This is a genomic window from Tsukamurella sp. DT100 (assembly GCF_049844855.1).
Classification (GTDB): domain Bacteria; phylum Actinomycetota; class Actinomycetes; order Mycobacteriales; family Mycobacteriaceae; genus Tsukamurella.
In genome coordinates, this window is the sequence record NZ_JBNCLV010000013.1 from 60,938 (window position 1) to 83,181 (window position 22,244).

Here is a 22,244-nt window from a genome sequence, read left to right on the forward strand (position 1 = left end):
CCGGCCCGGTTGGTCACATCTCCATAACGGTACCGACTCGACATGTGAAGACTCCGCAGACGCGGCCGTCCCGTACCGTTCGCGGTGTGGAACTGGTGATCACCGGCGCGGCCGGACAGGTGGGGTCGGCGCTGGTCGCGGGCGCCGCGTCGCGGGGAATCGCGACCCGCGCCCTGGGCCGCGGGGACCTCGACGTGACTTCGCCACAGTCCGTCGCCGAGCTCGCGCTGGGCCCGTCGACGGTGCTGATCAACTGCGCGGCGCACACCGCGGTGGACGCGGCGGAGACCGAGCCGGGCGCCGCCACGGCCCTCAACGCGATCGCCCCGGGGCTGCTCGCCGAGCGATGCGCCGCCACCGGCGCGCGGCTCGTGCACGTCTCGACCGACTACGTCTTCGGCCCCGCGCCCGTGCCGCCGCGGCCGTGGGAGCCGGGCGACCCGACGGCACCGCGAAGCATCTACGGGCTCACCAAGCTCGACGGGGAGCGGAACGCGGCCGCCGCCGACCCGCGGACCGTCGTGGTGCGGACCGCCTGGGTGTACACGGGGCGCAGGCCCGACGGTGCCTGGGCGCGGGACTTCGTCGGGACGATGGGGCGGCTCGCCGACGACTGCGTCGACCCGAAGGTCGTCGACGACCAGACGGGCTCGCCGACCTACGCCCCGGACCTGGCAGCGGGGCTGCTCGACCTCGCGGTGCTCCTCGGCGCGGAGCCGGAGCGGCCCGGCGCGGTGCTGCACGCCGCCGGCGGCGGCACCGCCACCTGGTTCGACGTGGCCCGCGGGGTCTTCGAACGGGCAGGGACCGATCCCGCGCGGGTGTCGCCGTGCGGCACGGCGGAGTTCCCCCGCCCGGCGCCGCGCCCCGCGTACTCGGTGCTCTCTCCCGCCTCCTGGGTCGCGTGGGGGCTGGCGCCGCTGCCGGACTGGCGCGACGCGCTCGACCGGGCGCTGGACGCGCCCGCAAACCCCGCCCGGTAGCCTGGCCGCGTGCCCGGAACCGACAATGCGCTGCCCACGCTCGCCGTGGTCACCGTCACCTATTCGCCGGGTGAACACCTCGAGAACTTCCTGACCAGCATCGACGGTGCCTTCTCCGGGGTCGTCCCGCGGGTGCTGATGGCCGACAACGGCTCCGTCGACGGTTCCCCCGAGGCCGCCGAGGCCGCCCATCCCGAGGCCGAGCTGCTGCGCACCGGCGCGAACCTGGGGTACGGCGGCGCGATCAACTACGCCGTGGCCCGCCTGCGCGCCGATGACGCCGCGTTCCCCGACTTCCTACTGATCAGCAACCCGGACGTGGTCTTCGGCCCGGGCTCGATCGACGCCCTCATCGAGGCGGCCGCGCGGCACCCGCGCGCCGGAAGCCTCGGCCCCCTGATCCGCGACCCCGACGGCACCGTCTACCCCTCGGCGCGGAATGTGCCCAGCATGCGGTTCGGGATCGGGCACGCGCTGCTCGGCGCCGTCTGGAAGTCGAACCCGTGGACGCGGGCCTACCAGCAGTCGCAGGCCGAGGTGGCCGAGCGCGAGGCCGGGTGGCTCAGCGGTTCCTGCCTGCTGGTGCGGCCGGAGGCCTTCGCGGAGATCGGCGGCTTCGACGACCGCTACTTCATGTACATGGAGGACGTGGACTTCGGCGATCGGCTCGCCCGCGCCGGCTGGAGCAACGTCTACGTCCCGACGGCGGAGATCGTGCACGCCAAGGGCCACGCGGCCGGGAAGGTGCCGGAGCTCATGCTCCCGGCGCACCACGCCTCCGCGTACCGGTTCTTCGCCGACCGGCACCCCGGTCCGGCGGCCGCGCCCCTGCGCGCGGCGATGAAGGTGGGGCTGGCCGCGCGCTCGCGGATCAGTGTTCTCGCGGCGACGCGGAGACGAAAAGGGGAATGATGACCTCGGTGGATCAGGACGCCGGTGTGGACCTCAGCGACGTGGAGGCCGTGATCCTGGTGGGCGGCAAGGGCACTCGCCTGCGTCCGCTCACCCTGTCGGCGCCGAAGCCGATGCTGCCCACGGCGGGCAAGCCCTTCCTCACCCACCTGCTCTCGCGCATCCGCGACGCGGGCATCCGCCGCGTGGTGCTGGGCACCTCGTTCAAGGCGGAGGTCTTCGAGGAGTACTTCGGCGACGGCACCGAGCTGGGACTCGAGCTCTCGTACGTGGTGGAGAGCGAGCCGCTGGGCACCGGCGGCGGCATCCGCAACGTGCTGCCCGCGCTGAAGGCCGACACCGTGCTGGTCTTCAACGGCGACGTGCTCGGCGGCTCCGACATCCGCGCCGTCGTGCAGACGCACCGCGAGAAGGACGCCGACGTCACGATGCACCTCGTGCGCGTGCCCGATCCCCGCGCCTTCGGCTGCGTGCCGACGGACGCCACCGGCCGGGTCACCGCCTTCCTCGAGAAGACGCAGGATCCGCCGACCGACCAGATCAACGCCGGCTGCTACGTCTTCAAGCGCTCGGTGATCGAGGAGATCCCCGCGGGCCGGCCGGTGTCGGTCGAGCGCGAGGTCTTCCCGGCCCTGCTCAACGGCGGCAGCCGCCTCTACGGCCACGTCGACTACGGCTACTGGCGCGACATGGGCACGCCCGAGGACTTCGTCGCCGGCAGCTCGGACCTGGTCCGCGGCATCGCCCCGTCGGCCGCCCTCGACGGCGGTCGTGGCGAGTGCCTCATCCACCCCGGCGCCTCCGTGGCGCCCGGCGCGCTCGTGATCGGCGGGTCCGTCGTGGGGCGCGGCGCGGAGATCGGCGCGGGCGCCCGGCTCGACGGCGCCGTCGTCTTCGACGGGGTGCGGATCGAGGCCGGCGCGATCGTCGAGCGGTCGATCATCGGCTTCGGCGCGCACATCGGGCCGCGGGCCCGCATCCGCGAGGCCGTCATCGGCGACGGTGCCTCCGTCGGCGCCCGCTGCGAGCTGCTGCACGGCGCGCGGGTCTGGCCCGGCGTCGAGCTGCCCGACGGCGGCGTGCGGTTCTCGACGGACGTATAGGGGCTCCGGTGACTGACTTCCTGCGGTACGTGGCGATCGGGGACTCGTTCACCGAGGGGGTCGGCGACCCCGATCCGACGGGGACCCACGAGTACCGGGGCTGGTCCGACCGGGTCGCCGAGGTGCTGGCGTCGCGCTCCGCGGATTTCGGGTACGCGAACCTGGCGATCCGCGGCAAGAAGATGGACCAGATCGTCGCCGAACAGCTGGAGCCGTGCCTGGAGTTGGCGCCGGATCTGGTGACGGTGTACGCCGGGGCGAACGACCTGATCCGACCGTCGGTGGACGTCGACGCGGTGGTCGCCGCCTACGACGCTCTGCTCGCGCGGCTCGTGGACTCCGGCGCGACCGTCGTGGTGTGGACCGCCGCGGACACGCACGGCAGCGGGATCTTCGGCGCGCTCCGCGGCCGATTCGCCATCTACAACGAGCTGGTCCGCGAGATCGCCTCGGATCGCGGGCTGCTGCTGCTCGACTACTGGCGGATGAAGGAGTACCGCGACCTGCGGATGTGGGAGTTCGACCGCATCCACATGTCGCAGCCCGGGCACCTGCGGATGGCGATCGAGGTGCTCGACGTGCTGGGCGTGCCACACGCGCTTGAGGTCCCCGACCTGGGGCCCGAGCCGGTGATCACCCCCGCCGAGGACCGCGAGATCAAGAAGCGCTGGCGCCGCGAGTTCGCCTACCCGTGGATCTCGCGCCGGGTGCGCGGCATCTCCACCGGCGACGGCCTGCCGCCGAAGTACCCGACGCTGCTGCGGCCGGTCGGGGTGGACGCCGGCGAGCCGGAGGCGGCGGGCGAGCCGTTCTGATCCGTCGGCTATGTCATCGTGACCATGGGTGACAGATCCGGGTATCCGCCGAGGCGTCACGGTTCCCTGCGGTTTCGGCGGGGAAATCGCAGGTGAGCGCCGCCGAAACCGCTGGGAACGGACGATGGGACCCGCCGTGGAGCGGGCGCCGCGGACCGTCGGACCGGGGAACGGGGCCGGACTACTGCTCCGGGGGGACGAAGGCCTTCGCGGCGGCGATGAGGCCGCCGCCCAGGGGGAGGATGACGGGGAGCAGGTTCTCGTCGGCGGCGATGATGCGGGTGGCCTCGCGGGCGGCGAAGGCCTCGTCGTCGTAGGCCTCCGGATCGGGGATGCGGTAGCCCGCGTCGCCGAGGTTGACCACCACGACCCCGCCGGGGCGGAGGAGGCGCACCGCGTCGACGACGTAGCGCGGGTGGTCGACGGGCTCGCCGTCGATGAAGATGAGGTCGTAGGCGGCGTCGGCGAGCCGGGGGAGCACGTCGAGTGCGTGGCCGTTGATGAGGCGCGTGCGGTTCGCGGCGATGCCGGCCTGCTGGAAGCCGATCTTCGCGGCGGCCTGGAACTCCTGCTCCGAGTCGATCGTGGTCAGCACCGAATCGGGGCGCATGCCGGAGAGCAGCCACAGGCCGCTGATGCCGGCGCCCGTCCCGACCTCGACCACGGACTTCGCGCCGCCCGCCGCGGCCAGCACCGACAGCAGCGCGCCCACGGACGGGGAGACGGCGTCGACGCCCAGGTCGGCGGCGCGCTCGCGGGCGGACGACATCGCCTCGTCCTCGACGATGGCGTTCTCGGCGTACGTGACGAGGGCGGATGCGGCGGAGTTGGACACGCCGCAATGGTAGCCCGTCGCCCACCGGTCACCCCATCGTGACGCGATCGTTAGCAAAGGCGATGTATGCACAGGCAACACTCAGGGAGGAATCAGCGCTCCCACACCGCGGCAGGGAAAGGTATTGGACAGTGAAGAACGCCCGACCTGGAATTGCCGATCGTGGGAACAATACGGTCACCCCGGGAGTTCTGCAGTAGTAAGAGCGCCCCGCCGTCCGGCGGAGGCACGAGGAGGAGCGCATGGCCCTGGCCCGCAAGGCCGGACCCCGGCAGGAGCCGCAGCCCCAGGCTGCGTACGCGACGTTCGACGACGAGCGCGCCGCCGAACCCGCGGGTACCGCCGCATTCGATGCGTCGGGTGACCGTGCTGACATGCCCACCTGGGACGAGCTCGTCCGCGAGCACGCCGACCGCGTGTACCGCCTGGCCTACCGCCTCTCCGGCAACGCGCAGGACGCCGAGGACCTCACGCAGGAGACCTTCATCCGCGTCTTCCGCAGCCTGCAGAACTACGAGCCCGGCACCTTCGAGGGCTGGCTGCACCGCATCACCACGAACCTGTTCCTGGACATGGTCCGCCGCCGCAACCGCATCCGCATGGAGGCGCTGCCGGAGGACTACGAGCGCGTACCGTCGTCCGACCCGGACCCCGGCCAGATCTACGCGGACGCCAACCTCGGCCCGCAGCTGCAGAACGCGCTCGACGCGCTGGCGCCGGAGTTCCGCGCCGCCGTCGTCCTCGCCGACATCGAGGGCCTCTCGTACGAGGAGGTCGCGGCCACCCTGGGCGTGAAGCTCGGCACCGTCCGTTCGCGCATCCACCGCGGTCGCAAATCCATCCGCGAGGCCCTGGCGAATCAGGGTCTGACCAGCAGCGCCGCGCTCGCCTACTGAGCGCGCGCCCGGCACCGTCGGGAACTCCCGAGCGACTCGGCTCGTTGGGTAGAGGAGTGCAGGTACTGTGGCGGTAGATCCGCAGTACGCCATCGGACCGAGCAGAGGAGGGGAGCGCGTGGAGCACCTCAGTGGCAGTATCAAGCGCGCCTTCTCGCGTCGCCCGGGCGAGTTCTCGTCCACCGAGCACCTCGCCTACGAGGCGGTCGTCGCGTTCGTCGACGGCGAGCTGCGGATGAACGCGCACCTGCGCGCCGGGACCCACATCTCCCAGTGCGCCGTGTGCGCGGCGGAGGTCGACGCGCAGCGGCAGGTCCGCACCGCGCTGCGCGAGTCCGGCGAGATCACCGTGCCGCACCGGCTGCTGGGCCAGTTGTCCCAGATCCCCACCGATTGCCACACGGGTCGTCCGCCGTTCGACGGTTTCCCGACGTTCACGCCCGAGGCCCCGCGACGCGACGAGCGCAACAAGCGCGGCCGGCGGCGGAACGCTCGGTAGATTCGACTCCGTGACCTCCGAACCCGACACTCGGCGTCCGCGCCTGGAGCCGCGCCCCACGTACCGTCCCTCGGTGTCCGAGGGGGAGCAGGTCGTCTTCGGCAGGCCGGACGGGGTCGACGGTGCCTTCGCGCCCGAGTCCGTCCGCAGCGCCACCACCGCCCGCGGGCCGCAGCCGCAGGCCGCCGCCCCCGACCCGGTGCTCACCGAGGCCTTCTCCCGCCCTCCGGGCGCCCCCGAGGCGCTGCAGCGCGACCCGTACGCGGGTCCGCTCGTGCCCGAGCCCGAGCCGGAGCCCGAGCCCGAGGATCCGTGGCGCGACACCGACTCGCTCGCCGGGATCGGCGAGCCCGGCGTCACGGCACCGCCGCGGGCGGTCCCGCAGCCGGATCCGGAGCAGCTCGGCGTCCGCGACGTCCTCTTCGGGCGGCGCGTGTCGATCCGCGCACTCGCGGTCCTCGGCGTGCTGGCGGTGGTCATCGGCCTGCTCGGCGGCGCCATCGGCCGGATCACCGGCACCACGATCGAGAAGCTCACCGACTCGCGGGCCTCGCTGCCGGCGGCGCAGGGCCCGCCGGCCGACGCGGGCGCCGTGGCCTCCATGGTCGGCAAGGTCGGGCCGAGCGTCGTGACCATCGAGGTGCGCACCAAGACTTCCGGCGAGACGGGCTCCGGCTCCGTGATCGACGCCGAGCGCGGCTACATCATGACCAACAACCACGTCGTCGAGACCGCGTCCACCAACAAGGACGCCAAGATCGAGGTCGTCTTCTTCAACGGCACCCGGACCCCGGCGCAGCTCGTCGGGACGGACCCGTACACCGACGTGGCCGTCGTCAAGGTCTCCGTCGACGGGCTGCAGCAGATCGCCCGCGGCGACTCCGGGGAGCTCGCGGCCGGCCAGCAGGTCGTCGCCATCGGCTCGCCGCTGGGGCTACGGCGCACCGTCACCTCCGGCGTCGTGTCCGCGACGCACCGTCCGGTCCAGGGCCCTGCGAGCGGCCCGAACCCGCCCGCGACCTTCGACTCCGTGCAGACCGACGCCGCCATCAACCCCGGCAACTCCGGCGGCCCGCTGCTGGACCTGCAGGGGCGGCAGATCGGTATCAACACGCTCGGGCTGTCCCCGGGTGGCGCCGGGTCGATCGGCCTGAACTTCGCCATCGCGTCGAACGTCGCGTGGCCGATCGCCGAGTCGATCATCCGCGGCCAGAAGGTGGTCCACGCCGACCTCGGCATCAACGGCCGCGAGGTGAGCAACGAGGCCGCGTCCGGCGTGCGCGTCGAGAACGTGAAGAAGGGCGGCGCCGCCGAGAAGGCCGGCATCCGCGAGGGCGACGTGATCACCAAGGTCGGCGACACCGAGGTCGCCGAGGCCGCCGACGTGATCGTGGCGATCCGCGCCGTCGGGGTCGGCAAGGAGACGACGGTGACCGTCGCCCGCGACGGCCGGCAGGTCCCGATCAAGGTCACGCCCGAACCGCTGAGCTGAGGGGCCGGGCCGCGCCGCCGCGAGGTGCGTGAGCTCCTGAGCTTCCCGTAGCATGGCGGGGTGTTCTCGAATCTCGGTATGGGGGAGATCCTCATGCTGGTCGTCGTGGGTCTGGTGATCCTGGGGCCGGAGCGACTCCCGGGCGCGGTCAACTGGTTCTTCACGGCGCTGCGGCAGGTGCGCGACTACGCCACCGGCGCGACGCAGCAGCTCAAGGACGAGATGGGCGGCGATTTCGATGCGATCCGCGAGCCCCTGCAGCAGATCCAGAACCTGCGCGGCATGACGCCGACGGCCATCGTCACCAAGCACCTCCTGAACGGCGACGACTCCGTGATCCGCGAGATGAGCGATCAGGTGCGCTCCACCGCTGATGCGCTGAACCTGCGCAAGGCGGTCGACGCGGCCGCGCCCGTAGCCCCCGTCGCGCCCGTCGCCTCGTTGGAGAAGGCGCTGCCCGAGGTCCCGGCCGGCCCGATGCCCACGATGCCGCGGATGCACAAGCCGCTGGCCCCCGAGGAGCGCCCGCCCTTCGACGTCGACGCGACGTAGCGCGTCCGAACCTCCGGTGGCCCGCGAATTCCCGCCGAGTTCAGGGCGAACGCTGCCGACATCTGCGAACGCTGCCGACTACCGGCAGCGCTGACGAGTTTCGGCAGCTGTCAAGCTCGTTCGCGGCAGCGGCGACGTTGCTCGTCCCGACGGGTACGGGGCGGCCTGTGGATAACGCTGAAGTTGTGGATAACTCGGTCATGGGCGTCAGCCGGGCGGAGTCACCCGGGTTCAATGGTCCGCATGGGGGAGATCTGGACACGGCGACAGCTCACGGCGATGGGGTGGAGTGACACGCGGATCGCGCGTGCCTCCGAGGAAGAGATCCAGCGGCTCGCGCACGGTGTCTACGGCGTGCGCGACGACGACGCACCGGTCTGGGTGAGGGACCGCGATCGGGTGCGAGCGACCGCATTGACCTGCGACGGTGTGGTCAGTCACGAAAGCGCTGCGGCCCTCCACGGAATTCCCTTCCTCCGGCCCGAGCGGAGGTACGTCCATTTCACGATCGACCGCACGAGCGGTGGGTACCGACGACGCAATCTGCACGTGCACGCGCGGCCGTTGCCCGCGGAGCACACGATGATCCGCGACGGCGTGTGCGTGACCACCCGGTGTCGCACGGCGGTGGATGCGGCCATGACCGGCGGACTCGAGCGCGCAGTCGTCGCCTTCGACGCGGTTCGTCTGGTACCGCGGTTCGGGCAACCGGAGGAACCGGCCCCGGTGCCGCTGGCGCAGTTGGAGGACTGCATCGCGATGCTGGTCCGCTGCCGGGGTGCAGCGCTCGCCCGCCGGGCGCTCGCCTTGTCCGTGGAGTGCAGCGAATCGGCGGGTGAGTCGCTGTCGCGCATGCAGATGCTGTCGGCCCGCCTCCCGATGCCGCGCCTGCAGGTGCCGCGCATCCTCGGCGACGAGCTCTTCTACGCCGATTTCGACTGGGGCGCGATGACCGGCGAGTTCGACGGCCGCGGCAAATACGGCGACGAGCCCGCGGACGTGGACGCCGCGATGGCCGAGGAGAAGCGTCGCCACGAGCTGTTCGCGGACGCGGGGATCGAGGTGGTCCGTTGGCGTTGGCGAGTGCTCAACGCGAACGACGGTCTGCGTCGCTTGCTCCTCCCCGCGATGGCGCGCAACGGGATCATCCCGTCGGCCGCGTGATCGTGCGCTGCCGACTTCGGCGCACGCTGCCGGTTACTCGCTGCCGCGCTGCTGATATCGACGGACGCTGCCGCGGATCGGCAGCGCACGCGAGTTTCGGCAGCGGATGGGCGGATCGCCACCCGCCGCAGCGCCACCCGCCGCAGCGCTACCTGCGGCTTTGATCTCCGCGGCGGGAGCGGACCGCAGACCGTCGGGTTAGAGGTGACGGGTGGTGTCGATGCCCAGCGACATTCCGGCCAGGCCGCGCTTGCGGACGGCGAGCTTGTCGGCGATGGCGCGCAGGGCGGAGCCGGTGGGGGAGTCCGGCGCGGAGAGCACGACCGGGGTCCCGGCGTCGCCCGCCTCGCGCAGCTGCGGGTCCAGCGGAATCTGGCCGAGCAGGGGCACGTCGGCGCCCACGGCGCGGGTGAGCCGCGCCGCGACCTGCTCGCCGCCGCCGGAACCGAAGACGTCGAGGACGGTCCCGTCGGGCAGGGTCAGCCCCGCCATGTTCTCGATGACGCCGGCCACGCGCTGGCGGGTCTGCAGCGCGATGGCGCCGGCTCGCTCCGCGACCTCGGCCGCCGCGGTCTGCGGGGTCGTGACCACCAGGATCTCGGCGCCGGGGATGAGCTGCGCGATGGAGATAGCCACGTCGCCGGTGCCGGGCGGCAGGTCGAGGAGCAGCACGTCGAGGTCGCCCCAGAAGACGTCCGCGAGGAACTGCTGCAGCGCGCGGTGCAGCATCGGGCCGCGCCACACGACGGGAGTGTTGCCGGTGGTGAACATCGCCACCGAGATGACCTTCACGCCGTGCGCCTGCGGCGGCATGATCATCGAGTCGACCTGGGTGGGACGCGCGTCCGTGCCCATCATGCGCGGCACGGAGTGGCCGTAGATGTCGGCGTCGAGCACGCCCACGGACAGCCCGCGTGCGGCCAGCGACGCCGCGAGGTTCACCGTCACGGAGCTCTTGCCCACGCCGCCCTTGCCCGACGCGACCGCGTACACGCGGGTCAGCGAGCCGGGCTGGGCGAACGGGATCACGGGCTCGGCCTTGTCGCCGCGCACCGTCTTGCGCAGCTCCGCGCGCTGCTCGTCGTTCATCACGTCCAGCTCGACGCGCACCTCGCCGGTGCCCGGCACGTCGGCGACGGCCGCCCGCACGCGGTCCACGATCTGGGTGCGCATCGGGCAGGCGGAGGTGGTCAGGTACACCTCGACGTCGATCGACGAGTCGGCCTGCACCGCGACCGACTTCACCATCCCCAGATCGGTGATCGGCTTGCCGATCTCGGGGTCGTTCACGGTGGCCAGGGCCGACCGGATCGCGTCTTCGGTTACCGCACTCATAGCGCCCTCCATCGTATCCGCAGGCCCGGTGGGGAAAATCGGTGGGGGAACCCGATCTACCGCGCGGGACGGGGCACCGTCGGCGAGGACGACGGTGCGGGCCCGCTCGACGGGGCGGGGCGCGCCGAGGGAACCGCGGGCCGGGCCGCGGACGGCGGCGCCGGCCGGGTGGTCGACGGTCCGCCGGACGGGATCGCCAGCGCGCCGCCGGGGCCGGCGGGGACGGAGGCGCCGGGCGGCATCGGCCGGGGCGGGCCCGACGGTGCGCCGGGCGTGCTCGGGCCGCTCGGCGGTGGGGTCGCGCACCGGGTCACCGTGGTCGCGAGCGGCGCGCCGTCGGGCCCGCGCTGCGCACCCGACGCCGACGCCGACGCCGGCCCGGAGGGCTTCGCCGGCCCGGAAGGCTTCGCGGAGGGCTTGGCGGGGGTCGTCGTCGCGGGTCCGGGCCTGGCGGAGGTCGCGGCCGCCGCGGGCTTCCCGGGCCCGGCGGACGGCACCATCGATCCGGACGGGCCCGGCGCCACCGATCCGGACGGCGCCGGCGCACCGTCGGGCGTCCCGCAGCCGACGATCACCACGGTGCCGGGCGGCAGCGGCTTGGGCAGCGTGGACGGCGGCGCGACGGGGGCCGCCATGTCGGGGATGCCGCCGACGGGGATCGCCCGGTCGCGGTAGGCCTTCGACCAGGCCACGACGTTGTCGACGTAGGAGTTCGACTGGTTGTAGGCGAACACGGCCACGCGCTGGGCGGCCTCGTCCTGCAGCCCCGTCGCGCTGGAGCAGAGGTAGCGGGCGGCGCCGTAGGCGGCGTCGCGGACGTTGTTGACGTCGGCGTTCCCGTCGCCGGAGTTGTCGCCGCCGAACAGCGCCCAGGTGGTGGTGAGGAACTGCATCGGGCCGAGCGCGCGGGCGAAGCCGGCGCCGTCGCGGATCACGGCGTTGCCCGCGAGCGAGCCGTCGAGCACGGGACCCTGGATCGGGGTGAGGGTGTTGCCCGCGGCGTCGACGTTGCCGCCGTCCGCATGCCCCGACTCGATGCGGCCGATCGCCGCGACCAGGTTCCACTCGATCCCGCAGCCGGGCGCCTCGAGGGCCATCCGGTCGGCGGCGCCGCGGTAGGCGGCGAAGGCGGCGCCGGGGATGCCGAGCGGCCCGGGTGCGACCTTGACGGCCTCGGGGCGCGGCGGGATCGGCACGTGCCGCGCCGCGGGCGCGGCCGGGGCATCCGACGGTGCCGGCGGGCGCAGCTCGGCGAGGCCGATCGCGGCCTGGGCGACCAGCTCGGGCCCGGGCGAGCGGTGGACGGCCGGGGCCTGGGACGCGGTGGTGTCGGCTCCCGCGACGCCGAGCAGCAGCGCGGCGGCGCCTGCCGCGGCGGTGGCCCCGAGGATGCGCACGGTCGTCCCTCCCGGTTACTGACGAGTCAGTTTCGTGGCGCACGTTACTGCGCCACAGCACCGTTGCGGGTGGGACTTCAGTGAATAACAGGCCTGTTCTTCAGGAAAGGGCCGCGATCGCGTCGGCCAGCAGCTCCGGGGCGTCGTCCACGGCGTGCACGCGCCACGGCGACACCCAGTCCGCCGCCGCCAGCCCGGTGTAGACCGCGCCGGTGCGGGCCTGCAGGTCGCCGTCCCGCTCGTAGGCGTCGCGCTCGCGGGCGGCGTCGCTCGCTTCGCGCGACCGTGCGCGCTCGGCCGCGACGGTCACCGGCACGTCGAGGTACACCTGCAGGTCCGGCACCGGCAGCCCGAACCGCCCGAACTCGAGCTCGCGCACCCAGCCGGCCACGGCACCGTCGGCACCCTCGCCCAGGCGGGCCGCGCTGTACGCGGCCGAGGAGGCGGCGTACCGGTCCAGCAGCACCACGTCGTGCGCGGCGAGGGCGGCCCGGATGTCGGGCGCCGCGGCCTGCCGGTCGAAGGCGAACAGCAGGCCCATGCCGTACACGGACTCGGCGACGTCGCCGTTGCCGCCGCGCAGCGCCTCGGCGGCGAGGTCCGCGAACTGCGTGCCGTAGCGGGGGAAGGCGAGCGCGGTCACCGTCCGGCCCGACGCCTGCAGCCGCGCCGTGACGGCCCGGGTGAGCGTGTTCTTGCCGGCCCCGTCGAGGCCTTCGATCGCGACGAGTCGTCCCATGGAGAGGATCGTAAGGTGTCGTAAGAGCAGGAACGCCGACAGCAGTGACAATATGGACAGCATGAAACCCCGGATCCTGGTGATCGACGACGATCCCGCCCTGGCGGAGATGCTCACCATCGTCCTGCGCAACGAGGGCTTCGACTCGACGGTGGTCGGCGACGGCACGCAGGCGCTGAGCGCGGCCCGCGAGTTCCGCCCCGACCTGGTGCTGCTCGACCTCATGCTCCCCGGCATGAACGGCATCGACGTGTGCCGCGTGCTGCGCGCCGATTCGTCGGTGCCGATCGTGATGCTCACGGCGAAGGCGGACACCGTCGACGTGGTGCTGGGCCTCGAGTCGGGCGCCGACGACTACGTGATCAAGCCCTTCAAGCCGAAGGAGCTCGTCGCGCGCGTGCGGGCCCGGCTGCGCCGCACCGACGACGAGCCCAGCGAGCTGCTCTCGATCGGCAACGTCATCATCGACGTCCCGGCGCACAAGGTGACCCGCGACGGCGCCGTCGTCTCGCTCACGCCCACCGAGTTCGACCTGCTGGTCACCATGGCGCGCAAGCCGCGGCAGGTGTTCACGCGCGACGTCCTGCTCGAGCAGGTGTGGGGCTACCGGCACCCGGCGGACACCCGGCTGGTGAACGTCCACATCCAGCGCCTGCGCGCGAAGATCGAGAAGGATCCGGAGAACCCGGAGATCGTGCTCACGCTGCGCGGCGTCGGCTACAAGGCGGGGCCGGCGTGAGCGGGCCGATCGGCTCGTGATCGACCGGGCCGGGGCGGCCCGGCAGGTGGACTGGGTGCGCGGCGCGGTGCGCACGTTCCTGGCCGACCCCACGATCGCCCTGCGCGACGGTGCGCGGTTCGCCGGTGCCGGCTTGTCCTACGCGGGACGCGTCTGGCGCCGTTCGCTGCAGCTGCGGGTGGTCACGCAGACCCTCGTGCTCAGCCTCACCGTGCTGTTGCTGCTGGGTTTCGTGCTGACCTCCCAGATCGCGAACCAGCTGATCGACGCGAAGCTCACCGCGGGCAAGGAGGAGACCGCCCGGGTCAAGCAGAACGTGGAGCTCTCGCTCAGTCGCGCGGAGACCCGCACCGAGGGCGTGGAGTCGGTGCTGCGCAGCGTCCGCGCGAGCCTGGTGAGCCAGGGCCTCGACGTGGGTCCGACGGCCGCGCGGTCCGGCAACTACGACCCCGTGCTGATCGTGCCGCACGGCGCGGGCCGCCCGCCGATCGTGATCGGCAGCGAGAGCGAGGTACCGCAGTCCCTGCAGACCTTCGTCCGCGGCGGCCAGACCGCGTTCCAGCACGCGACGGTCACCGACAGCACCGGCCGGTACGGGAAGGTGCTGGTGATCGGCACCCCCGTGCAGTCGACGATCGCGGGCCTCGAGCTGTACCTGGTGTTCCCGCTCACCCAGGAGGAGAACACCCTCAACCTGATGCAGGGCACGCTGTACACGGGCGGCGCGGTGCTGCTCATCCTGCTCGCGGCGGTCAGCCTGCTCGTCGCGCGACAGGTCGTGCTGCCCGTGCGGTCCGCGGCGCGGATCGCGGTGCGCTTCGCCGAGGGCCGGCTCAAGGAGCGCATGCCGGTGCGCGGCGAGGACGACATCGCGCGCCTCGCGATGAGCTTCAACGACATGGCCGAGTCGCTGTCCAAACAGATCGGGCAGCTCGAGGAGTTCGGCAACCTCCAGCGCCAGTTCACCTCCGACGTCTCCCACGAGCTGCGCACCCCGCTCACCACCGTGCGGATGGCGGCCGACATGATCGCCGACTCCGTGGACGACCTCGACCCCGGAATGCGCCGCACCACCGAGTTGATGCAGAAGGAGCTGGACCGCTTCGAGACCCTGCTCGCCGAGCTGCTGGAGATCTCCCGGCACGACGCCGGCGTCGCGGAGCTGCACTCCGAGCAGATCGACATCGAGGTGCCGATCGCCTCCGCGATGGCCACCGTCCGGCACCTGGCGGAGCAGTCCGAGACCGAGCTGATCCTCGACATGCCCGACGACCCCGTCATCGTCGAGGCCGACACCCGGCGGGTCGAGCGGGTGCTGCGCAACCTGCTCGCCAACGCCATCGACCACAGCGAGGGCAAGCCCGTGATCCTCACCATGCGCGCCGACGACGACGCCGTGGCGGTCACCGTCCGCGACTACGGCGTGGGCCTGCGGCCCGGCGAGGAGAAGCTGGTCTTCAACCGCTTCTGGCGCTCCGATCCGTCGCGGGTGCGGCGCTCGGGCGGCACGGGGCTGGGCCTGGCGATCAGCATCGAGGACGCGCGCCTGCACAGCGGCCGGCTCGAGGCCTGGGGCGAGCCCGGCAGCGGCTCCTGCTTCCGGCTCACCCTGCCCCGCACGCGCGGGGGCCGGGTCACCGTCAGCCCCCTGCCGCTCAAGTCGATGACGCGGCGCGGCCCGGACGGGGGCTCCGACGATGTCTAGGACCCTGCGCACGCCCGCCGCGAAGGCGCTGGTGATCCTGCTGGCCGCGCTGGTCGCGCTCACCGGGTGCGCCAACATCCCCGAGTCGACGAATCCGCGCGTCATCGGCGACCTGGGCGGCGAGACCGCGGCGCCCGACCGGGGCCTGGCGCCGCGCCGCGACTCGCAGCCCGAGGTCATCGTCCGCGACTTCCTCAAGGCGAACGCGGTGGCCGACGGGAACTACGCCGCCTCCCGCAAGTTCCTCACGCCCAACGCGAGCTGGGACGTGCCGCAGCAGGCCGTCGTGGTGAAGGACATCGACGTGCTGCCGACGGAGCGCAGCACGAACTTCATGAAGGCGACGATCCGCGCGCAGGCCACGGGCTTCCTCGGCGCCGACGGCACGTTCGAGCCGGCATCGCAGTCGATCACGCAGAACGTCCAGCTCCTCCAGGTCGACGGCCAGTGGCGGCTGCAGGGGATCAGTTCGGTGGGCAACACCCCGATGCTGTTGATCGACACCGAGCAGTTCCGCGTCGTCTACCGCCGCTACCTGCTGTACTTCCCGGATCCGACGGGGCGCACCCTGGTGCCGGACGCCCGATGGCTGGCCGGGCCGCGCTCCAAGCTCGCCTCGGACCTGCTGTTGCTCCTGGTCCGCGGCCCGCGGGCGGCCCTCAAGGACGCCGTCTACAACCCGTTCGGGGCGAACGCCGGCATCCGCGGCGCCGTGACCGACGCGCAGGGCAACCAGCGCGACCCGGGCGTCGGCTTCGCGGGCGTGCGGGTGGACCTGACGGGCCTGCCGCGCGTCGAGCCCGACGTGGCCCGGCTCGTGGCCGGGCAGATCGTGTGGAGCCTCGCCGGCGCCGACGTGCAGGGCCCGTATGTGATCACCGTCGACGGCTCGCCGCTCGACGACAAGCACCAGTCCGGCTGGAACCCCAACGACGTCGCGTCGATCAGCCCGAACGCCTCGTCGGATCTCGCGGTCGGCCTGCACGGAGTGCTCGACGGCCGGTTCGTCAAGATCACCGGCGGCCAGGGCGCGGGCGGTCAGGTCACCCCCGTCGCGGGGCCGCTCGGGGCATCGACGTCGATCCGCTCGGTCGGGCTCTCGGGCACGGGGCGGCAGGTGGCGGCGGTGCTCGACGCGGGCGGCCGGGGCGGCCCCGGGACCGCGCTCGCCCTCGCGCCCTACGGTGGCGTGCCGACGCAGGTGCTCACCGCGGGCTCGATGACCCGGCCCTCGTGGACGCCCGACGACGCCGCGGTGTGGACGGTGCTCGACGGGACGCGCGTGGTCCGGGTCCGGCAGGACCAGACCACGGGGGAGGTCTCGACCACCGACATCGACGCGAGCGAGGTGGCGGCGGCCGCGCCGGGCCCGATCACCGAGCTGCGCCTCTCGCGCGACGGTGTGCGGGCGGCCCTCGTCGTGGGCGGGAAGGTGCTGGTGGGTGTCGTGCAGGCGGCGCCCAACGGGCAGACCAAGCTCGCCCGTCTCACGTCGGTGGTCACCGACCGGGAGCTGGTCGCCTCGTCGGTCGACTGGCAGACCGGCGACGTGATCTTCATCGGCCGCAACACCTCCGATTCGCCGGTGCTGTCCGTGCGGTACGACTCGGGCGAGGTCACCGCGGTGCCGAGCCGCAACCTCTCGCCGCCCGTCTACAACGTCGCGGTGTCGACGTCCGCGGTGTACGCGACGGACTCGTCGGGGGTGTGGGAGATCGGCATCGGTCCGGACAGCGACGAGCAATACTGGAGCCAGGTGGATCGCCTGGCGGGGGGCCGGGCGAACCCGGTGCTGCCCGGGTAGAGCGCACCTGGAACGGGGGAGCCGTGCGCATCGTGCGGGGCGTCGTCCGCGGGGTGGCCGGCGGCGTCGACGACCTGGTCGAGCTGGCGGTGCCCCGTACCTGCGGCGGCTGCGGGTTTCCGAGGGTGCGCTGGTGCGGCCGCTGCGAGGCGGCCCTGCACGACGTCCCGGCGCTGATCCGCACCACCGTCGATCCGGGGGTGCCCGTCTGGACACTGGGCCGGTACGACGGTGCGCGGCGCCGCGCCGTCCTGCAGCTCAAGGAGCGCGGTCGCGGCGATCTCGCCGTCCCGCTGGGCCGCGCCCTCGCGCACGCGCTGCTGCGCCTGCGGGCCTGGGGCGAGTTGGGCGATGATCCGGTCCTGGTGCCCGCGCCCACGACGGCGTGGGCCGCTCGACGCCGCGGCGGCGACGTGGTGACCGCGGTGTGCCGCGCCGGCGCCCGCACCGCGGCTCCCGTGTACGCGGTGACGGTCTCGCCGGTCCTGCGCACGGTGGGCGCCGCGGAGTCGGTGGGGCTGGGCGCCTCTGCGCGGGTCGCCAACGTGCGCGGCACCGTCCGTGTCCGGGCGCTCCCCGCGGACGGCACCGTCGTGCTGGTGGACGACGTGGTGACCACGGGGGCCACCCTGGCGGAGTCCGTCGCCGCCCTGGCCCGACGGGGCGTGCCCGTCGCCGCCGCGATCACCCTCGCCGCGGCGTGACGCGTCGGTGAACTCGCGGTGACCAAATCCTGGCGGGATCCGGAAAGCCGGGCTATCTTCGGGGGTACCTTTCCCGGTTCGAGAAAGAGGAGGTGATGGCACACCTTCCCAGGCGTCGGGCAGTCCGCCCGCCGTTCGAATCTGAGCCTGCTCCCACGCGCGCTGACCGAAGTGACGGACTGGTGATCCGTACGAGCGCAAGGGATTCGGGCCTGCATGAAAGGTTCCACATGACCCTTCTGTCCCCGCGCGACACGAATCGCGCCCACGCGACCCCCAACGTCGAGGTCGACCCCTTCCGCGAACCCGGCCACGTGGCCGACGAGCGCGACAAGGAGTACCTCACTCCCAACGCCCCCGTGGCCATCGACGGCCGCAACGTGGAGGTGCCCGAGCACTTCCGCGTCTACCTGGGAGACAAGCTGGCGCGGCTCGAGAAGTTCCGCTCCACCATCACTCTGTTCGAGGTCAGCCTCTTCCACGAACCCAATCCACGCCAGTCCAAGGCCTGCCAGCGCCTGGAGCTGACGGTCCGCGGCAAGGGCGGCGTCGCCCGTGCCGAGGCGGCGTCGGAGAACTTCTACGCCGCCTTCGAGACGGCCCTCTCCCGCCTGCAGAGTCGCCTGCGGAAGGCCTCGGACCGCAAGAAGGTGCACTACGGGAACCGCACCCCGGTCTCCGTGGCGGAGGCGACGGCACCGTCGGCCCTGCCCGACGCGCCGTCCGCGAGCGAGGCGGACGACGATCCGTACGCCGCCCTCGTCGAGGACCACCTGCCCGGCCAGGTCGTCCGGATCAAGGACCATCCGGGCACGCCGATGACGGTGGACGACGCCCTGTCGCAGATGGAACTGGTCGGCCACGACTTCTTCCTGTTCTTCGACAAGGAGGCCGAGAAGCCCTCCGTCGTGTACCGGCGGAAGGCGTTCGACTACGGCCTTCTCCGCCTGACCTGACGTTTCGCCTACCATGGATCCCGGTCGCGGACGACGCGGCCGGGATTCGTGTGTGCGCGCGCTCACTTTGACTCGTTAACGGATTGAGGTTGCTCAGTGGTTCTCTCCAAGGTGCTGCGGTTCGGCGAAGGCCGGATGGTCAAGCGGCTCGACGGCCTGGCCTCCTACGTGGAGAGCCTGAACGACGAGTACGAGGCGCTCTCCGACGAGAAGCTCCAGGCCAAGACCGAGCTCTTCAAGAAGCGCCTGCAGAAGGGCGAGTCCCTCGACGAGATCCTCCCCGAGGCGTTCGCCACCGCCCGCGAGGCGGCGTGGCGCGTGCTCGGGCAGAAGCCGTACCACGTGCAGATCATGGGCGCGGGCGCCCTGCACGAGGGCGACATCGCCGAGATGAAGACCGGTGAGGGCAAGACCCTGACCTCGGTCATGGCGGCCTACGCCAATGCGCTCACGGGCAAGGGCGTGCACCTGGTCACCACCAACGACTACCTCGCCAAGCGCGACGCGGACTGGATGGGCCGCGTGCACCGCTTCCTCGGGCTCGAGGTGGACTGCATCCTCTCCGGGCAGGATCCGGATCGCCGCCGCACGGCCTACAGCGCCGACATCACCTACGGCACCAACAACGAGTTCGGCTTCGACTACCTGCGCGACAACATGGCGCACAGCGAAGAGGAGCTGGTGCAGCGCGGCCACAACTACGCCATCGTCGACGAGGTGGACTCGATCCTCATCGACGAGGCCCGCACGCCGCTCATCATCTCCGGCCCCGCCGACGCCTCCTCGAAGTGGTACACCGAGTTCGCGCGCATCGTCCCGCTGATGGAGAAGGACGTCCACTACGAGGTGGACATCCGCAAGAAGACCATCGGCGTCAACGAGGCCGGCGTCGAGCTGGTCGAGGATCAGCTGGGCATCGAGAACCTCTACGACGCGACCAACTCGCTGCTGGTCAGCTACCTGAACAACGCGATCAAGGCCAAGGAGCTCTACGAGCGCGACAAGGACTACATCGTCCGCTCGGGCGAGGTCCTCATCGTCGACGAGTTCACCGGCCGCGTGCTCGCGGGGCGCCGATTCAACGAGGGCATGCACCAGGCCCTGGAGGCGAAGGAGAACGTCGAGATCCAGGCCGAGAACCAGACCCTCGCCACGATCACGCTGCAGAACTACTTCCGCCTCTACGACAAGCTCTCCGGCATGACCGGTACGGCCGAGACCGAGGCCGCCGAGCTGCACCAGATCTACAAGCTGGGCGTCATCCCGATCCCGACGAACCGGCCGATGATCCGCAAGGACCAGACGGACCTCATCTACAAGACTGAGGAGGCGAAGTTCGCCGCCATCGTCGAGGACATCGAGGAGCGCCACGAGGCCGGCCAGCCGGTCCTCATCGGCACCACCTCGGTCGAGCGGTCCGAGTACCTCTCGCGCCAGCTCGAGCGCAAGAAGATCCCGCACACCGTGCTCAACGCCAAGTTCCACGAGCAGGAGGCGGCGATCATCGCCAAGGCGGGCACGCCCGGCGCCGTCACCGTCGCCACCAACATGGCCGGCCGCGGCACCGACGTCGTGCTCGGCGGCAACCCCGACATCATCGCCGACCTGAAGCTGCGCGAGCGCGGTCTCGATCCGGTGACCACGCCGGAGGAGTACGAGGCGGCGTGGGACGAGACCATCGAGCAGGTCAAGAAGGAGTCGAAGGAGGCGGGCGACGACGTGCGCGACGCCGGCGGCCTCTACGTGCTCGGCACCGAGCGGCACGAGTCGCGGCGCATCGACAACCAGCTGCGCGGCCGCTCCGGCCGTCAGGGCGACCCGGGCGAGTCCCGCTTCTACCTCTCGCTCGGCGACGAGCTGATGCGGCGCTTCAACGGCGCGCAGATCGAGGCGTGGATGAACCGTGTCAACCTGCCCGACGACGTGCCGATCGACAACAAGTTCGTCTCCCGCGCCATCCGCAGCGCGCAGACCCAGGTCGAGCAGCAGAACTTCGAGATCCGCAAGAACGTCCTCAAGTACGACGACGTGCAGAACGAGCAGCGCAAGGTCATCTACGACGAGCGCCGCAAGATCCTGCGCGGCGAGGACCTCTTCGACCAGGTCAACCACATGACCGACGACGTGGTCTCGGCGTACGTCGACGCCGCGACGTCCACGGGCTACGTGGAGGACTGGGACCTCGACGAGCTGTGGACCGCCATGCGGACGCTGTACCCGATCGAGCTCGATTGGAAGCAGGTCGTCGGCGAGGACGAGAACGGCGACCGCGACGAGATCACCAGCGGTGAGCTCAAGGACGTCCTGCTCAAGGACATCCACGCGGCGTACGACAAGCACCAGGAGTCGATCGAGAAGGCCGCGGGCGAGGGCACGATGCGCCAGGTCGAGCGGTCCGTGCTGCTGTCGGTCCTCGACCAGAAGTGGCGCGAGCACCTCTACGAGATGGACTACCTCAAGGAGGGCATCGGCCTGCGGCAGATCGCCCAGCGCGACCCCGTGGTCGAGTACCAGCGCGAGGGCTACGACATGTTCAACGGCATGCTCGAGGGCCTCAAGGAGGAGTCCGTCTCCACACTGTTCAAGGTCCAGGTGCAGGAGCCCGAGGAGGGCGCGCCCGGGGCCGCCGATGCGGAGGCCGCCGCGCCGGCGCAGGTGAGCAGCCCCGTCGCCGACGTGGACCCGGAGAAGATCACCCTCTCCGGCCCGTCCGAGCAGGGCGAGCTCACCGAGATGTCGCAGAACGCCGACGAGCCGCAGGGGTCCCGGTCCGAGCGTCGCGCCGCCAAGCGCGAGGCCGACAAGGCCGCCCAGAAGGCCGCGGCCGCGCGGGGCAAGCACCGCCGGTAAGCCACCGAACGACGAAGGAGGGCGGCACTGCCGCCCTCCTTCGTCGTCGAGTTCGTCGTCGAGCGGCTACTTGCCGCCCTTCTTCGCGTACTCGGGGACGCGGTCCTGGCCGGTGTGCTCGCCGATCACGTCCATCAGGCGGTCGGTGGCGCGGCGGATCGACTCCTGATCGTCGAGGCTCGCGTCGCTCAGGTCCAGCGGCGGCAGTACGTCGACGGTGACGCGGCTCTTCCAGAAGTTCTTCCGGGTCCGGTTGTCGGTGCGGCCCAGCGCGATCGGGATGAGCGGCGTGCCGGTGGCGAGAGCCACCCGCACCGCTCCGGTCTTGCCCTTGTACAGCCGGCCGTCGGGGGATCGGGTGCCCTCCGGGTGGATGCCCCAGGCGCCGCCGTCCTCGACGATCTTCGTCGCCGCCTCGAGCGCGGGCGCCGAGACCGAGCCGCCGCGCCGGTCCACGGGGATCTGCCCCATGCCGGAGAAGAAGATCTTCTTGAACCGGCCCTTGATCCCGGGCTCGGTGAAGTAGTCCGCCTTCGCGAGGAAGCTGACGGGCCGCCGCGCGCTCTGCACCACGTAGAACGAGTCCGAGATCGCGAGGTGATTCGCGGCCAGGATCACCGGACCGGTGCGGGGAATGTTCTCCAGCCCCGTGTATTCGGGGCGTCCCCAGGCCCACAGCGCGGGGCCGATCAGGAAGTGGCGGGCCACCCGGTAACGGAACGCGGCACGCAGCGAGCTCAGCGACATGTCCCTTGTGTACCGCC

Annotated in this window: 20 protein-coding genes; 15 read left to right on the forward strand and 5 right to left on the reverse strand. The window is 71.9% G+C overall.

From position 1 onward, the window contains the following. The first annotated feature begins 86 nt into the window (after positions 1 to 86). The 4 genes from rfbD to ACLQ3K_RS24240 are packed head-to-tail and all read left to right on the forward strand — an operon-like array spanning position 87 to position 3,813. Positions 87 to 983, forward strand: a complete 897-nt coding sequence (gene rfbD, locus ACLQ3K_RS24225) for a dTDP-4-dehydrorhamnose reductase (protein ID WP_426001980.1) — start codon at positions 87 to 89, stop codon at positions 981 to 983. A 9-nt stretch (positions 984 to 992) separates the two neighbouring features. Continuing rightward, entirely contained in the window at positions 993 to 1,895 is a 903-nt protein-coding gene (locus ACLQ3K_RS24230; protein WP_426001981.1) for a glycosyltransferase family 2 protein, read from the forward strand. Beyond that, positions 1,895 to 2,998 carry a sugar phosphate nucleotidyltransferase gene (locus tag ACLQ3K_RS24235; protein ID WP_224647205.1) on the forward strand — a complete coding sequence of 368 codons (1,104 nt, stop codon included), beginning with the start codon at positions 1,895 to 1,897 and terminating at the stop codon, positions 2,996 to 2,998. The genes ACLQ3K_RS24230 and ACLQ3K_RS24235 overlap by 1 nt, the downstream gene beginning before the upstream one ends. An 8-nt stretch (positions 2,999 to 3,006) precedes the next feature. Continuing rightward, positions 3,007 to 3,813 (forward strand): SGNH/GDSL hydrolase family protein, encoded by an 807-nt coding sequence (locus ACLQ3K_RS24240; RefSeq protein WP_426001982.1) that lies wholly within the window; start codon positions 3,007 to 3,009, stop codon positions 3,811 to 3,813. Between the two features lie 181 nt (positions 3,814 to 3,994). Here the strand turns inward: ACLQ3K_RS24240 and ACLQ3K_RS24245 are convergent, their stop codons facing one another. Beyond that, entirely contained in the window at positions 3,995 to 4,648 is a 654-nt protein-coding gene (locus tag ACLQ3K_RS24245) for an O-methyltransferase (protein ID WP_224647203.1), read from the reverse strand. A 242-nt stretch (positions 4,649 to 4,890) separates the two neighbouring features. Between ACLQ3K_RS24245 and sigE the strand changes: the two genes are divergently transcribed. The 5 genes from sigE to ACLQ3K_RS24270 all read left to right on the forward strand — a co-directional run bounded on the left by sigE (position 4,891) and on the right by ACLQ3K_RS24270 (position 9,251). Continuing rightward, a complete protein-coding gene (gene sigE / locus ACLQ3K_RS24250; RefSeq protein WP_224647201.1) occupies positions 4,891 to 5,544 on the forward strand; it encodes an RNA polymerase sigma factor SigE in 654 nt (217 codons plus the stop codon). A 118-nt stretch (positions 5,545 to 5,662) separates the two neighbouring features. Next, entirely contained in the window at positions 5,663 to 6,043 is a 381-nt protein-coding gene (locus ACLQ3K_RS24255; RefSeq protein WP_426001983.1) for a hypothetical protein, read from the forward strand. A 10-nt stretch (positions 6,044 to 6,053) separates the two neighbouring features. After that, positions 6,054 to 7,535 (forward strand): S1C family serine protease, encoded by a 1,482-nt coding sequence (locus ACLQ3K_RS24260; RefSeq protein WP_426001984.1) that lies wholly within the window; start codon positions 6,054 to 6,056, stop codon positions 7,533 to 7,535. A gap of 60 nt (positions 7,536 to 7,595) precedes the next feature. Further along, positions 7,596 to 8,087 carry a Sec-independent protein translocase protein TatB gene (gene tatB, locus ACLQ3K_RS24265; RefSeq protein ID WP_224647197.1) on the forward strand — a complete coding sequence of 164 codons (492 nt, stop codon included), beginning with the start codon at positions 7,596 to 7,598 and terminating at the stop codon, positions 8,085 to 8,087. 639 nt (positions 8,088 to 8,726) lie between these two features. After that, positions 8,727 to 9,251: a hypothetical protein gene (locus ACLQ3K_RS24270; RefSeq protein WP_426001985.1), complete on the forward strand. Its 525-nt coding sequence runs from the start codon at positions 8,727 to 8,729 to the stop codon at positions 9,249 to 9,251. 198 nt (positions 9,252 to 9,449) lie between these two features. Here the strand turns inward: ACLQ3K_RS24270 and ACLQ3K_RS24275 are convergent, their stop codons facing one another. From ACLQ3K_RS24275 to ACLQ3K_RS24285, 3 genes are all read right to left on the reverse strand, one after another. After that, a complete protein-coding gene (locus ACLQ3K_RS24275) occupies positions 9,450 to 10,586 on the reverse strand; it encodes an Mrp/NBP35 family ATP-binding protein (RefSeq protein WP_426001986.1) in 1,137 nt (378 codons plus the stop codon). 56 nt (positions 10,587 to 10,642) lie between these two features. After that, a complete protein-coding gene (locus ACLQ3K_RS24280; protein WP_426001987.1) occupies positions 10,643 to 11,983 on the reverse strand; it encodes a lytic transglycosylase domain-containing protein in 1,341 nt (446 codons plus the stop codon). 100 nt (positions 11,984 to 12,083) lie between these two features. Further along, positions 12,084 to 12,722, reverse strand: a complete 639-nt coding sequence (locus ACLQ3K_RS24285) for a dTMP kinase (RefSeq protein ID WP_426001988.1) — start codon at positions 12,720 to 12,722, stop codon at positions 12,084 to 12,086. 52 nt (positions 12,723 to 12,774) lie between these two features. On the opposite strand from ACLQ3K_RS24285, the gene mtrA reads away from it, so the two are divergent. The 6 genes from mtrA (at position 12,775) to secA (ending at position 21,480) form a co-directional block, all read left to right on the forward strand. Then, a complete protein-coding gene (gene mtrA, locus ACLQ3K_RS24290) occupies positions 12,775 to 13,461 on the forward strand; it encodes an MtrAB system response regulator MtrA (protein WP_224649371.1) in 687 nt (228 codons plus the stop codon). A gap of 94 nt (positions 13,462 to 13,555) precedes the next feature. Continuing rightward, positions 13,556 to 15,166 (forward strand): MtrAB system histidine kinase MtrB, encoded by a 1,611-nt coding sequence (gene mtrB, locus ACLQ3K_RS24295; protein WP_224649473.1) that lies wholly within the window; start codon positions 13,556 to 13,558, stop codon positions 15,164 to 15,166. Next, a complete protein-coding gene (gene lpqB, locus ACLQ3K_RS24300) occupies positions 15,159 to 16,970 on the forward strand; it encodes an MtrAB system accessory lipoprotein LpqB (RefSeq protein ID WP_426001989.1) in 1,812 nt (603 codons plus the stop codon). Before mtrB ends, lpqB begins: the two co-directional genes overlap by 8 nt. Before the next feature lie 23 nt (positions 16,971 to 16,993). Further along, positions 16,994 to 17,674 carry a ComF family protein gene (locus tag ACLQ3K_RS24305; protein WP_336671156.1) on the forward strand — a complete coding sequence of 227 codons (681 nt, stop codon included), beginning with the start codon at positions 16,994 to 16,996 and terminating at the stop codon, positions 17,672 to 17,674. 230 nt (positions 17,675 to 17,904) lie between these two features. Continuing rightward, a complete protein-coding gene (gene hpf / locus ACLQ3K_RS24310; protein ID WP_224649388.1) occupies positions 17,905 to 18,630 on the forward strand; it encodes a ribosome hibernation-promoting factor, HPF/YfiA family in 726 nt (241 codons plus the stop codon). Between the two features lie 135 nt (positions 18,631 to 18,765). Beyond that, positions 18,766 to 21,480 (forward strand): preprotein translocase subunit SecA, encoded by a 2,715-nt coding sequence (secA, locus tag ACLQ3K_RS24315; RefSeq protein ID WP_426002001.1) that lies wholly within the window; start codon positions 18,766 to 18,768, stop codon positions 21,478 to 21,480. 66 nt (positions 21,481 to 21,546) lie between these two features. Here secA and ACLQ3K_RS24320 read toward each other — a convergent pair whose 3' ends face one another. Further along, positions 21,547 to 22,227 (reverse strand): lysophospholipid acyltransferase family protein, encoded by a 681-nt coding sequence (locus tag ACLQ3K_RS24320; RefSeq protein WP_426001990.1) that lies wholly within the window; start codon positions 22,225 to 22,227, stop codon positions 21,547 to 21,549. Positions 22,228 to 22,244: the final 17 nt, after the last annotated feature.